Here is a 13,658-nt window from a genome sequence, read left to right as displayed (position 1 = left end):
TTAAAATGTTCGGCTGTTTTCAAATAACCTAGAACCAGCGTTCCGTTACTACTTTCTTTCTTGTATAGAATTGCACCCCGTCTTTTCCGTTCGTTCCTAAATCACCATAAAACGAAGCTTTATTTCCTGCGAAAGCAAAAAATGCCATCGGAGCTGGAACATTTACATTCACACCGACCATTCCTGCATCAATTTGGTCACGGAACGTTTGCGCATGTTTTCCGCTTGACGTATAAATGACCGCCCCATTTGCAAATCTCGATGTATTCGTTAGCGCTATCCCTTCTTGTAAATCCTTCACTCTTACTACACTTAACACAGGAGCAAAAATCTCATCCTGCCAAATCTTCATATCTGGTGTAACATGATCAAAAATAGTCGCACCTACATAGTAGCCATCTGGCGTTTCTTCTTCAATCGTTCTGCCGTCTATGAGTAGTTCAGCCCCTTCCTCTACTCCCTGATCAATATAGCCAACTACTTTATCTTTGTGAGATTGTCGGATGAGTGGACCAACAAATGTTGAATCATCTAATCCATCTCCAGCCTTTAATTTTTTTGTTTCTTCCGTTAATAAATGCAAAAATGCATCTGCTACCTCATCTACAACGGCAACAACCGAACAGGCCATGCAACGCTCTCCACTGCTTCCAAACGCAGCACCAATGACACCTTGGACTGTTTTTTCTAAATTACAATCAGGCATGACGACAGCGTGATTTTTCGCACCTGCTAATGCTTGCACCCGTTTCCCGTGTGCCGTACCTGTCTGATATACATGCTTAGCTACTGGCTCTGATCCTACAAAAGAAATTGCCTCAATATCCGGATGCTGTAACACCCGATTTACAACCTCTTTCCCTCCGTGAACGAGGTTAAGTACACCCTCAGGGAAACCTGCTTCATAAAATAATTCAACTAATCGTTCTGCTAAAATCGGTGTACGTTCAGACGTCTTTAAAACAAATGTATTTCCACAAGCGATAGCTAGCGGGTACATCCATAGTGGAACCATCATCGGAAAATTAAATGGTGTGATGCCTGCCACTACACCTAATGGATAACGCCAGATAGTCCCATCGATGCCACTTGCAATTTGTGGCAATGCATCACCCATCATTAAATTCGGAGTAGATGTTGCTAATTCAACTACTTCTATTCCGCGTTGTACTTCTCCCCTTGCATCTCTGAGCGATTTCCCATTTTCCAATGTAATAATTTTTGCCAAACTTTCTTTATGCTCTTTTAATAAATGCAAATAATTAAATAAATAACGCGCACGGTTTGGAACAGGGACATTCGCCCAATCCTCATAAGCATTTTTAGCTGCTGCTACCGCTTGATCGACGTCTTCCTCCGTTGATAGCACAACTTGGGCAATGATTTCACCTGTTGCTGGATTAGGTATATCATGTTTTTCTGCACCAGATGAAGCCACCCAGCTATTTCCAATATAATTTTTCATCACTTTTACTTCTTGCGATATCATTTTTCAGCCTCCTTTTTAGCCGACTGTTCCTTTACCCGTTCATAAAGAACAGCCATATCCTGATCTCCATATCCTTCTTTTTCCACTTGTTGATATAAAGATAATAACGTTTTGCTAATGGGTAAATCTAATTGATTGTTTTCCGCTGCTTCCATAGCAAACTCTAAATCTTTACGCAATAATTTTAAAGAAAAACCAGGTTCAAAATCATTGTTGGCAATAAACGCCTTATAGTTTCGTTCATAAATACGGCTTTGCCCGTAACTCACACTTAACATAGAATATAAGTCATCTAAATTAATATTTTTCTTTATAGCAATATGCAACGCTTCACTGACACCAGCTGTATAAAATCCAATTAGTAAATTATTAATTAGTTTCACCGTTGTACCGCTATCAATTTGTTCATTAACATGAAAAACATTGCCACCAATCACTTCAAAAATTGGTAAAACACGCTCAAAAACTTCTCTTCTGCCTCCCGCCATTACGGTTAACGTTTGCTGTTCTGCACCGACGACACCACCACTTACAGGAGAAGCCAGAAAAGGAATTTCTTTCTCTGCACAGGCTTGATCAATCATTTGGTTCAATTCGGGAGAAACGGTGCTTGTATCGACGAGTATTTTCGTTTTATCTCCTTGTTCAATTAATCCATCGGCAGCTAAATATACTTCCTCGACAGCTTTCACCGATGGAAGACTTGTCAAAATGACATCACTGGAAACGAGAACTTGCCCAATCGTTGTCGCAATTCTTCCTCCTTGCTCTTTCAATGAAAGGACAGCCTGTTCATTAATGTCATATCCAGTAACGGTATATCCTTCTTTTACTAAACCAATCGCCATTGGCAATCCCATATTTCCTAAGCCGATAAACCCAATTCGCTTCATATTCTTCCTCCTTGTTCCCATTGTACGTAACGAAATTATGTTCCATTACTACTTCGCATACGATCCATACGATATTTTAAGGTAATACTTCGACATTCATTGCTAAAACATTTAAAATCTAAAATCCATTACGGTTAATCATTTCTTTTGCAATGGTCTGTTTCTTTGCAATAATATTTGTGTATAGCACAGGGAACGAACGCACCTCCCTTATTCGCTCTTCGTATGTTTCCATTTCTTCTGAAATAGAAGCAAGTAAAGCGATTGTATGCTTTTCAACTCGTTGGTAGGCTTCCTCACAAAAGACGTCAGCTAGATTGATATATAGTGAATCTTTCTCCAACATAGCCTTAATCTCTGTAGCTTGCATAAGATAAATATCTTCTAATATAAGAGCTAGTCGATGTAAATGAAATTGATCGAGATGTGGAAGTTCGCCTGTTTCAGAAAGCGCATTCAAAACCGTTCTTAATAGTTTATTCGCATAGCGAATAAATATATTCTCTTCCTTCTCGACGGATAAAATGACAGATGAGTCTTTTGTATACTGCTTTAAAAACGCCTTAGCAGTTGTTAGTCGATTAATTTCATTTGTTCCTTCAAAGATTCGATTTATTCTTGCATCTCGATATATACGCTCTACCTCATATTCTTGCATATACCCATATCCGCCATGGATTTGCACAGCCTCGTCGATGACATAATCAAGCGTTTCAGAAGCTTTCACCTTATTAATGGAGCAAGCCATTGCATAATCCGATAACCTTTCCAATATATCCCCTTTGTTGTCTTGCTCCGTTTCGTCTAACCTATTCACCGTGTAATAGGCTGCACTTTCTGCTCCATATATTTCAAGCGCCATATTAGCTAATTTCTCTTGCACCATTCCAAAGTGAATGATTGGCTGTTTAAACTGCTTACGTTCTTTTCCGTATTCTACGGCGAGGCGTAACGCTTGTTTGGAAGTTCCAATATTAGCAAAAGCTAGCTTTAATCGTGCTAGATTTAAAATATTCAGCGCAATTTTATGCCCTTTCCCAACTTCACCTAGTATATCTTCTTCTTTCAAACGAACATCCTCTAAAATTAAAGTCGCCGTTGAAGAACCCTTAATGCCTAACTTCTTTTCCTCAGGTCCTACGGATACACCTGGCTGGTCACGCTCAACAACAAAAGCAGTAATGCCATCTGAAGTATTAGCAAACACTACATATACTTGAGCTATATGTGCATTCGTTATCCATTGCTTTTCTCCATTTAATGTCCAGCCTGAACCATCTACTGCCTTTTTAGCTGTCGTCTTAGCAGATAATGCATCAGACCCAGCATCTGGTTCTGTTAATGCATAGGCACCAACCCATTCACCGGAAACTAACTTCGGTAGATATCTGGTTTTTTGTTTTTCACTCCCAAAATATACAAAAGGTAACGTACCTACGCCTGTATGAATATTGAAAGATACGCTAAATGATCCGCCAAAACCCATTTTTTCAGCAATAATTCCAGCCATACGCTTTCCCATTTCTAAACCACCATAAGCTTCAGGCACTTCCGCACCTAACAGCCCTAATTCACCAGTCGCTCGAAACAATTCACGAGCAATTTCATAATCATGCGCTTCCAACTTATCTAAATTTGGCGTTACTTGCTCTTCTACAAACTTTTCAATCATCCCTATAAGCAGTTCCTCTTCCTCTGCAAATGGATTCGTGGAATCCTCCTTAAGAATCCACTGTTTATTTGGAAAAATAGAATCTTTATCATGAAAGTTTACTTTTTCCATTACCTATCCCCCTTTCCATTTCTTAATGCAAATTACATGCCAAATTATAAAATTTAAACAATAAAAATTAGACTAAACAATGAAACTTTTTCTTTTTTGTTTAAAAACTCGTCTTTAAGATTTGTCAAAAGGCGAAAATGGAAATCTTAGTAAGACTAAATAAATCTAGCTTATCGTCAAGTTTCAATACTAAAAGTCTATAGTTGATTCCATCTAGTGGTGTTAAATAACCGAGAATAGTATGAACAAACAATGGAACAACTGTCTAACTGTTTAAACAATAATACATTTTTTGCTTCAAAAACTTATTTTTTAAATAATTCGTCTTATTGCCAAATTCTTAATGATGAAAAAGACCATCGTTTTATTAGTGATTAGCGAGATCTTGAGGGATTGCAACGATTAGTTCAGTCCGTTTCTGCGGAGCATTGCTCTATATTGAACTCCAATTAAATTTTTTCGGTAATATCGAAGCGATACCTGTCTCTCACTTGTTTCCGTTTCCGTCATATTTTTCTGCTTATAGATAAAACCTCTTGCTTCATAAAAAGGAATTCCTAATTGATTTCCTTCTTGAACCGATACCCACTGCTCTTTCGCTCCCTCAGCTACTTGTTGTTCCGTTAATGCTGCGAGCAATTTACTGCCAATTCCCAAATAGCGATACAAACTATCTACGTAAAGAACATAGATTTCAGTCGAGCCATCTTTCATTGCCCCACCAATAACGCCAACCACTTTCATGCTAACTAACGCTATATAAGAATACAAACCAGCTTGTACATCCTGAGCAACTTTTCCCGGGTTGTACCAATAGGCTATATTTTGTTTTTGGTATTTTGCGCTTCATATTCCAGCTACTGTTTGTTTCCAACCTTCTGCACAAATTCTTGCTATATCATCTACATGTACCAATTGCGGTTTTACAATAGATATAGTCATTCGCACCTCCTATTTATCCACCTTACAAATAGACTTTGAACTACCTTACCAGTCATCTGTTAAAAATTGTTTAATTTATAACGAGCCAACTTATTGTAGAGCGTAGCCCTTGACATACCTAACCTTTCAGCTGCCTTTGTTTTATTTCCTTGTACTTGCTTTAATGTTTGCGTAATCATTTCTTTTTCTTGTTTTGTAGCCTCTTCTAAAAGTTGGCCCTTTCGATGATTGTATGGGTGATACGTTTGAAAAAAAGTCTCCCTTACCGAAGCAGGCAAATGATTAAATGTTATGTGGTTCCCATCTGTTAACACATATAGTCTTTCTATTATATTCATTAACTCACGCACATTTCCAGGCCAATGGTGCTGTTTCATCCATTGCAATACATGTTGATCAAAGGTTTTTTCTCCTTGTTTATAACTCTTCGCTAACTGCTGTAATTGATAGGCAATTAAAGTAGGTAAATCCTCCAACCGTTCTCGTAACGGCGGTATCTCAATAGGAATAACATAGAGCCGGTAGTATAAATCTTCGCGAAATTTCCCATCCTTGACCATTTGTTGCAAATTTTGATTCGTTGCCGTAATTAAACGAAAGTTCACGCCTACAGCTTTTCTATCTCCTACTCGTTCCACTTTCCTTTCTTGCAACACACGTAAAATTTTGGCTTGCATGTTAAAAGGCATATCGCCAATTTCATCAAGAAAAATCGTACCCTCGTGTGCCAATTCAAATTTTCCTGGTTTTCCATCTCGATGTGCGCCAGTAAATGCACCTTTTGCATAACCAAACAATTCAGATTCCATTAATCCATCTGGAATAGCAGCACAATTCACGCTAATAAATCTTCCATTTTTAGCAGCACTCGCATCATGAATGGCTTTTGCAAACTGTTCTTTACCCACCCCACTTTCTCCTGTTAACAATACAGCCGCACTTGAATCTGCAGCTTTTCGAGCTATTTTTTTCGCTTCAGTAAGCGCTTTACTATTACCTAAAATATTCTCGAATTTAACAACTTCTAACGCCGGGCTATCAGATATTATAGGTAGGTTTTCCACTCGTCGCCTTTTATCCAATTGATCCATCTTTTGTATTACTTCATAGATTTCCGACACACCTTCATATACAAGGATACCGGCTGCACCAATAATTTTGTTGTTTTTCCATATTGGAATTCGATGAACGACTAAGTTTTGCCCTTGTAACCGATGAGGTTGGCTACGTTCTGGAATGCCTGTTTTTAAAACAACAGGTAATCGCGTGTTTTCGATAATGTCATCTGCCTTCTTTCCTAAAGCCTCTTCTTTAGCTACTCCAACATAACGACTGTACGCTTGATTAAACAATTGGATAACCCCTTGATCATCAACAACCGTCAACCCTTCATATGCCGTGTCAAAAATTAACTCGTACCAATGCATCAGATTTTCCATTTGGATAAACTGACGATACATATACTTTTGAAAAGCAAGTAACTCTTTTGCCGTTATTTGTCCAAGTAATTCTTCCGTGTTACCATCAATGACATAAACAGGGGTTTGATAAATATCTTCCATAGATGACCCTACAAAAGCTGTAGGATAATGTTTATTCATGATAGAAACTACTAACTCTTTTTGGCCCTTTATTTTTATATACTTCCATACATCATAACTTGACACAACACCTTGCATACACCCTTCAGCTACAACCGGTATATGAGTAATGGCGTGATTACATAACGTAGTAAATGCTACTTCAAGAGACGTAGATGGAGAAATAGATAGGGGGTTCGTGTCCATCCAATGCTCAACAAAAAAATTCTTTTTCAACTTATCTCTCCTCCAGTCATTTTAGCAACAGTACACTAATATATTTTCCTGATTTCACTTTTAAAAATGAGTAAAAATGAACATGGTTTTAAATGATGCATTTTTCAGAATTATATCATTGTCGCTATCACACCGCAAACGGATAATAGTTACATAATTTATTTCATTTAAAGCACATTAATGGAAAAGGAGGTTATACAATGGCTAAAGATAAAACAAAAACGAAAAACAAAAGCAAGCAAGAGCTAAATGATATGAAACAGCAAAACAAGTACAAGCGCAATCGCCCTCCAAGCAACTAATAAAACAACACTCTATGTGGGGAAAATCTTTTCTCCACGTACTATTGCCCTTCTCTCATAAACTCTCCTTGACTTTTATATGATTCCCCCAGACAATACAGAGAGAAGCACAAGTTCAAAATCAAAAACAAACTATTTATCGGAGAGGCAGGGAGAGTACGTATGGAGAAAAAAAATACTGTGAGAACGATTGACTTAGAAGGAAGTTTTAATTTTCGTGATTTAGGTGGATATGAAACGCGTTCAGGAAAAAGGGTAAAAAATGGAATTCTATATCGTTCTGGTAATTTGCAACATATTACAAAGAACGATATCGAGAAAATTAATCAAACTGGCCTAAAGACGATATTTGACCTTCGCGGAAGTGACGAAGTAAAAAACTACCCTACGCCTTCCATTTCAGGAGTTACGATAAAGCATATGCCTTTAATAGAAATAGATAGGGAAATGGTACGACAACCTAAAGACCTACAAAGATTTGGCGAACACCCACAAGAACCGGGAATGATATTAGAAAAGCTTTACCGGGAAGTAACGAAAAACACTAACGTCTATAACACATTTTTCTCAGCCTTACTAACAGATCCTGAATCGCCTCTATTATTTCATTGTATGGCGGGAAAAGACAGAACTGGTGTCATGGCAGCATTAACTTTGTATGCGCTAGATGTCCCCGAGGAGCTCATCTTTACAGATTACTTATATACAAACAACTTCCTTGATATTTTACGTGCAAATTTACAACCTGAATCTATTCAAGTAAATCAAGCTTTTATGCAAGCAATGCTCGAAGCAAGGCGAGAATATTTACAAGCCTTTTTTGATGAAGTGGAGAGCCAATTTGGTTCCGTGAATCAATATATTAATGAAGGTATCGGTTTAAGCAAGTCAGATGTTAAAACCCTACAAGCAGCTCTACTCGTTAAGTAATAACGGTAAAGACCAAAGAGAGGTTTATACTCCTTTGGTCCTTTTTAAGATAGTATAAAATTAGTATGGATTATAATATAAGAAAAACGAAGGCTTCCGTTATGGAGACTTAGCGGCAAGCCAAGTTTTTCTAAGCGAGCAATATAGGAAAGTATTGCGGGTTCAATCTTATAAGCCGCGTTTCTTACTATATAAAAAGCAAAAAGTGAAGGAAGATCCTTCGCTTATCCTTTTCTCGCTACTTGATCCATATATTATAACGTAGCAGCTCCTAATACTTTGGCTGCATGCAATAAAGCGCGCTCATCTATATCAAATTTTGGATGATGGTGTGGGTATGCCCTAGCCCAGTTAGCATCACTAGCTCCTGTAAAAAAGAATGCACCGTTTACATGTTGTAAGTAATAAGAAAAATCTTCTCCACCCATTATTGGTGGAGTTTCGGTTACTTCTTTAATCCCAGGAACTTGTTTAGCTATGTTGGCAACAAATTCTGTTTCTTGCGGGTGGTTTATGAGAGTAGGATATCCTCGAGTAAACGTAAATTCATAATCAGCATGAAACATGTCGTAAGAAGCTTTTATTGTGCGTTCCATTTCTGCTTCAATACATGTTCGCGTTTGCTCTGTTAACGTACGTACTGTTCCTGTTACGTACGGATGCGCAAAGTAGCAAAAACTAATTGCGCTATTACAACGATAGGTTAATATGCATTTATACAGTCAACAAGAAAAATTATTGACCCTATAAAGGAACAAGGACCCAATCATTAGGTCCTTGAAATAGTATTTTCTATTGAAGTAGTAAATTATTTTGCTCGTTTTGCTGCAAGGGAAAGTTAGCTCGAATATTGATTAAATAGTATACTGCATTTGGTTACTCTTTCATTTAAATGACACCTTGTGAAATCATAGCAGCAGAAACTTTTTTGAAAGCAGCAATATTCGCACCGACAACCAAGTTTCTTGACTCACCATATTCCTCTGCAGCTTCCGTTGAGTCTTTGTAAATCGTATGCATCATTTGATGTAATTTCCGATCCACTTCATCAAAACTCCATGCAATTCGTGCACTATTTTGCGCCATCTCTAACGCAGATACAGCTACACCACCAGCATTTGCTGCTTTAGCAGGAGCAAATAAAATATGGTTGTTCATGAAAACTTCTACCGCCTCTAAAGTGGATGGCATATTTGCCCCTTCGCCTACAGCTTTCACTCCATTGGCAATGAGTTGTTTAGCAGCTTGCACATTAATTTCATTTTGTGTCGCACACGGTAAAGCAATATCACAGGGGATAGACCAAATTTCTGTACATCCTTCATAAAAAGTTGCTTTAGGATGGACGTTGACATATTCATAAATTCGGCAATTTCCTTCTTCTTTTAGACGTTTTACTGTTGCCAAATCGATGCCTTGTTCATCATAAATGCAACCATCTGAATCACTGCAAGCAATCACCTTTGCACCTAATTGGGTTAATTTTTCCATTGCATAAATGGAAACATTTCCTGAACCAGATACAACCGCCTTACTCCCTGAAATACTTAAACCATTATCCTTAAGCATAGCGTCCATGAAATAAACTGTCCCATACCCAGTTGCTTCTTTACGGGCTAAACTACCGCCATATCCTACTCCTTTTCCGGTCAACACACCAGCCTGATAGCCTCCGCGCATTTTTTTATACTGACCAAACATATAGCCAATCTCTCTTTGGCCAACACCGATATCTCCAGCAGGTACGTCTTGATCTGGTCCGATATAATTACTGAGCTCTGTCATAAAACTTTGTGTAAAGCGCATAATTTCAGTATCAGACTTTCCTTTAGGATCAAAGTCTGCCCCTCCTTTTGCTCCACCAATTGGCTGGCCAGTTAAAGCGTTCTTAAAAATTTGTTCAAAACCTAAAAACTTAATAATACTATCGTTTACCGTAGGATGGAAACGAATTCCGCCTTTATAAGGGCCAAGAGCACTATTAAATTGGACACGGTACCCGCGGTTTACCTGAACATTGCCTTCATCATCGATCCAAGGTACACGAAACGAAATCATCCTCTCTGGTTCTACAATACGTTCAAGAATAGACTGTTTCATATATTCTGGATGCTTTGCCAAAACTGGGATTAAGGAAGCTAAAACTTCTTTTACTGCTTGCTGAAATTCTTCTTGATGAGGGTTACGCATTTTCACCGTTTCGTATACAGATTCTACATATTCTTTCGCTTTTTGCATGTACGTAAATTCCATTTTGTCAACTGTTTTCATTCAAGTCATTCCCTTATCCGTCATAATGTTTAGAAAGATATGGCCTGTCGCCAAGTTTAAATGGTAAAAGTTATCGTTTTTGCTAACCACTTTAAAGATATTTACTTTCTATAAAAAACTTATCTGCAAACACTTTTCCATGAAGACGCTAACTCTTTGAATGCCATGATGGTTTTCCTAACGTTTCAGAAAAACTTGGCTTCTATCGTGCAAAAATAGTAGATTTCCTTATAAGGAATATTCTATAATTAAACAAAGTATCGAATCAATATAAAGAAACGATAAAATCAATGCGTTTTACGCATGAATAAGGAGCATGAGGCAAAATGGAACTGAGGCAAATTCGTTATTTCATGGAAGTAGCTTCCAGAGAACATGTTACAGAAGCAGCGGCTGCGCTACATGTTGCCCAATCTTCGGTAAGTAGACAAATTGCCAATTTAGAATCTGAGTTAGGCGCTGATTTATTCATTAGAGAAAACAGAAAAATAAAGTTAACCCCTATTGGGAAAATCTTTTTCGAACGGATGAAGCAAGCGATGAACGTTATAGATCATGCCAGTAGGGAAGTAGAAGAATATGTAGACCCTAAAAAAGGTACCATTCGCATCGCCTATCCAATTAGTCTCGCTGCTTATATGTTACCTACCGTTATTCATGCCTTTCGAACAGAATATCCAGAAGCAAAATTCAACCTGAAGCAAGCACTTTATCCTGAATTAATGCATGGGCTTACAGATGGAGATTTTAATTTAGCTTTGCTTGGTCCGTTGCCTAAAGAAAATAGCAAATTTCAACGAAAAGCATTATTTACTGAAAGAATCGTAGCATTACTACCCCTTCATCACCCACTTGCAAATAGAAGTTCCATTCGCCTCAGGGAGCTAAAGGATGATCCTTTTATTGTTTTGCCAGAAGGATTTGTATTACGTAATCTAGTTGAGGAAGCATGTTACACCAAAGGTTTTGCTCCTATTATTGGGTTTGAAGGAGACGACACAGATGCTTTAAAGGGGTTGGTGTCAGCAGGACTTGGCATTGCGCTTATGCCAGAAGTCACGTTAATTGATAATACACCACGCTCTACGGTTGCCATTCCGTTAGCAGAAAACGATATTACACGAACAGTTGGCGTGATTACCCCTTCCCATCGACAATTATTACCAACAGAAGCAATCTTTTATGACTTTTTATTGCATTTTTTTTCTAGAATAAACTACTTTAGTCATTAGTTGTGCCTACAAAAGTAGCCTCCCGACAAGCATTTGTTGTTAACGGAAGGCTGTTGTAAGGTTTTTTTATTATACTGTAGGAGCGTTTAAAGATTTATCGTATAGGAAAAACGACATCTTTTTTCTCCATAAGACCTGGCGACAAGCAAAGTGCTGTAAGACTGCTGCTCCAAGAATTGGAACATGTGAAGTAAAAGAAAGATCCCACAGATGAACAATCAATTCTTATTGCAAAAGTAATTGTTGTTCCTTTAGGCTAAATGTGCTTTTTCTATATTGATAAACGAAGACGCTTCATGGATTAATTTATCAGCCGTTCACTATCCCAATACATTTGACGCAAACGAAATTTCTGTAATTTTCCTGTAGCTGTTTTAGGTAATTCTTTAACAAAAACTACTTTTTTTGGTGCTTTAAAATGTGCCATATTGTCACGACAATACGTAATCATATCTTCTTCAGTAACTGTAGCGTTTTTCTTCAAAATAATAATTGCTAGTGGTACCTCCCCCCATTTATCATGTGGAATAGCGATAACAGCTGTTTCTAATACGGCAGGATGACGATATAAAACACCTTCAATTTCTGTAGAAGAAATATTCTCACCGCCAGAAATAATAACGTCTTTAGCTCGATCACGTATTTCTATATAGCCATCAGGATGCGTTACAGCTAAATCACCTGTATGAAACCAACCGTCCTTGAACACCTCTTTGGTTCGCTCCTCATCTTTATAATAACCTTCCATAACAACATTGCCTCTAGTTACAATTTCTCCAAGTTCTTCCCCGTTCCATGCAACTTCTTCGCCATCTTGATCGACTACTTTTGTTTCTCCATTAAAAACCATTTCTACACCTTGTCTCGCTTTTAAAGCGGATTGTTCTTCAAGAGATAGTTGGTTGAATGAAGATTTCCACTCATTGTATAAAATGAATGGAGAGGTTTCTGTCAAACCATACACATGTAAGATATCCAATCCAAGCAAATCTTGCGCTTGTTGGATTAACGCTGCTGCTGGTGGAGAACCTGCTGTAGCCATTCGTGATTTCACATTAATCGAAACCTCGTTTACTTTTGGCTCGTTTACAAGCATGTTAATTACGATTGGAGCGCCACATAACAGCGTTATATGGTGTTTTTCAAATAAGTCTAAAATGACCGTTGGATCAACTTTTCGTAAACATACATGTACACCACCTACAGCCGTAATCGCCCAGACACCGCCCCAGCCATTCACATGAAACATGGGAAGTGTGTGAAGATAAACGTCTTCGTGCTTTACCCCTAAATGAAACATAAAATCTGCGGCATTCATATAATTGCTACGATGTGTTTGCATCACTCCTTTAGGCTTAGATGTTGTACCACTTGTATAATTAATGGTTAAAAGTTGATTTTCATCTAAGTGAAGTGGTGAAAATGAAGTGGGCTCAACGTATTGAATGAAATGTTCATAATCTATTCCCTGTATTTGATTATCATAGCCAGGTACCTCGACAACAATAATATCATTCAGATTCAATTCAGATTGAATCTCTTTAATAGAGGCAGTGAATGCTGCATCAACAATAAGTAATTTAGCATCGCTATGATTAATAATATACGCCATGTCTTCAGGTGAAATACGATAATTTAACGGAACCATCACCGCCCCCGTTTGACATATCCCATAAAAACATTCCAGCATATAATGTGTATTCGGTAACATAACTGCTATGTGATCTCCTTCATGGATTCCCGCATTGATTAACGCTTGTGATAGTCGATCTGTTCTTTCTCCAAATTGCGCATACGTAAATGTTTTTTCTTCATCAATAACTGCCACTTTGTTCGGATAATATTTAATTGCTCTTCGTTTCCAATCAATTGGTGTTAGTGGATAATGCATACAACCTGCCCCTTTGTATGTAGTTTTTATCTTCTTCATAATAGATGTCGTAAACGAACAGAAACTACGGATACGACATCTCTATGGCTAAAGTATTAGTCGGTACGT

Annotated in this window: 10 protein-coding genes; 2 read left to right on the top strand and 8 right to left on the bottom strand. The window is 37.8% G+C overall.

Annotated elements, in window-relative coordinates; translation table 11 throughout:
* Positions 1-28: 28 nt before the first annotated feature.
* The 5 genes from BUB45_RS04950 to BUB45_RS04930 all read right to left on the bottom strand — a co-directional run bounded on the left by BUB45_RS04950 (position 29) and on the right by BUB45_RS04930 (position 6,924).
* Positions 29-1,489 (bottom strand): CoA-acylating methylmalonate-semialdehyde dehydrogenase, encoded by a 1,461-nt coding sequence (locus BUB45_RS04950; RefSeq protein ID WP_073005919.1) that lies wholly within the window; start codon positions 1,487-1,489, stop codon positions 29-31.
* A complete protein-coding gene (locus tag BUB45_RS04945) occupies positions 1,486-2,382 on the bottom strand; it encodes an NAD(P)-dependent oxidoreductase (protein WP_073005917.1) in 897 nt (298 codons plus the stop codon). Before BUB45_RS04945 ends, BUB45_RS04950 begins: the two co-directional genes overlap by 4 nt.
* Positions 2,383-2,500: 118 nt before the next feature.
* On the bottom strand, positions 2,501-4,165 hold the full coding sequence (locus BUB45_RS04940; RefSeq protein WP_073005915.1) for an acyl-CoA dehydrogenase family protein: 1,665 nt from the start codon (positions 4,163-4,165) through the stop codon (positions 2,501-2,503).
* Between the two features lie 402 nt (positions 4,166-4,567).
* Positions 4,568-4,987 (bottom strand): GNAT family N-acetyltransferase, encoded by a 420-nt coding sequence (locus tag BUB45_RS04935; RefSeq protein WP_280157339.1) that lies wholly within the window; start codon positions 4,985-4,987, stop codon positions 4,568-4,570.
* Between the two features lie 179 nt (positions 4,988-5,166).
* Positions 5,167-6,924, bottom strand: coding sequence for a sigma 54-interacting transcriptional regulator (locus BUB45_RS04930; protein ID WP_244527655.1), 1,758 nt, complete (start codon positions 6,922-6,924; stop codon positions 5,167-5,169).
* 464 nt (positions 6,925-7,388) lie between these two features.
* Between BUB45_RS04930 and BUB45_RS04925 the strand changes: the two genes are divergently transcribed.
* Positions 7,389-8,156: a tyrosine-protein phosphatase gene (locus BUB45_RS04925; protein WP_073005913.1), complete on the top strand. Its 768-nt coding sequence runs from the start codon at positions 7,389-7,391 to the stop codon at positions 8,154-8,156.
* 254 nt (positions 8,157-8,410) lie between these two features.
* Here BUB45_RS04925 and BUB45_RS04920 read toward each other — a convergent pair whose 3' ends face one another.
* Together BUB45_RS04920 and gdhA are read right to left on the bottom strand one after the other, a co-directional pair.
* Positions 8,411-8,752, bottom strand: a complete 342-nt coding sequence (locus tag BUB45_RS04920) for a M20/M25/M40 family metallo-hydrolase (RefSeq protein ID WP_073005911.1) — start codon at positions 8,750-8,752, stop codon at positions 8,411-8,413.
* 292 nt (positions 8,753-9,044) lie between these two features.
* Positions 9,045-10,427, bottom strand: coding sequence for an NADP-specific glutamate dehydrogenase (gene gdhA / locus BUB45_RS04915; RefSeq protein WP_073005909.1), 1,383 nt, complete (start codon positions 10,425-10,427; stop codon positions 9,045-9,047).
* 326 nt (positions 10,428-10,753) lie between these two features.
* Between gdhA and gltC the strand changes: the two genes are divergently transcribed.
* The gene (gene gltC / locus BUB45_RS04910; protein ID WP_073005907.1) at positions 10,754-11,659 is read left to right on the top strand and encodes a glutamate biosynthesis transcriptional regulator GltC; all 906 of its coding nucleotides are present in this window, start codon (positions 10,754-10,756) and stop codon (positions 11,657-11,659) included.
* Positions 11,660-11,960: 301 nt separating this feature from the next.
* Here gltC and BUB45_RS04905 read toward each other — a convergent pair whose 3' ends face one another.
* The gene (locus BUB45_RS04905; protein WP_073005905.1) at positions 11,961-13,550 is read right to left on the bottom strand and encodes a long-chain-fatty-acid--CoA ligase; all 1,590 of its coding nucleotides are present in this window, start codon (positions 13,548-13,550) and stop codon (positions 11,961-11,963) included.
* Positions 13,551-13,658: the final 108 nt, after the last annotated feature.

It is taken from the genome of Virgibacillus chiguensis, assembly GCF_900129865.1.
Taxonomy (GTDB): Bacteria; Bacillota; Bacilli; order Bacillales; family Amphibacillaceae; genus Virgibacillus; species Virgibacillus chiguensis.
The sequence above is the reverse complement of the archived record's forward strand: the minus strand, read 5'-3'. Positions and strand labels throughout refer to the sequence as shown.

What these genes read in the sequence shown, in the direction of transcription:
- BUB45_RS04905 (WP_073005905.1), bottom strand. Translation starts at nt 13,550, where the DNA reads ATGCATTATCCACTAACACCAATTGATTGGAAACGAAGAGCAATTAAA.
- gdhA (WP_073005909.1), bottom strand. Translation starts at nt 10,427, where the DNA reads ATGAAAACAGTTGACAAAATGGAATTTACGTACATGCAAAAAGCGAAA.
- BUB45_RS04950 (WP_073005919.1), bottom strand. Translation starts at nt 1,489, where the DNA reads ATGATATCGCAAGAAGTAAAAGTGATGAAAAATTATATTGGAAATAGC.
- BUB45_RS04940 (WP_073005915.1), bottom strand. Translation starts at nt 4,165, where the DNA reads ATGGAAAAAGTAAACTTTCATGATAAAGATTCTATTTTTCCAAATAAA.
- BUB45_RS04920 (WP_073005911.1), bottom strand. Translation starts at nt 8,752, where the DNA reads ATGGAACGCACAATAAAAGCTTCTTACGACATGTTTCATGCTGATTAT.
- BUB45_RS04925 (WP_073005913.1), top strand. Translation starts at nt 7,389, where the DNA reads ATGGAGAAAAAAAATACTGTGAGAACGATTGACTTAGAAGGAAGTTTT.
- BUB45_RS04945 (WP_073005917.1), bottom strand. Translation starts at nt 2,382, where the DNA reads ATGAAGCGAATTGGGTTTATCGGCTTAGGAAATATGGGATTGCCAATG.
- gltC (WP_073005907.1), top strand. Translation starts at nt 10,754, where the DNA reads ATGGAACTGAGGCAAATTCGTTATTTCATGGAAGTAGCTTCCAGAGAA.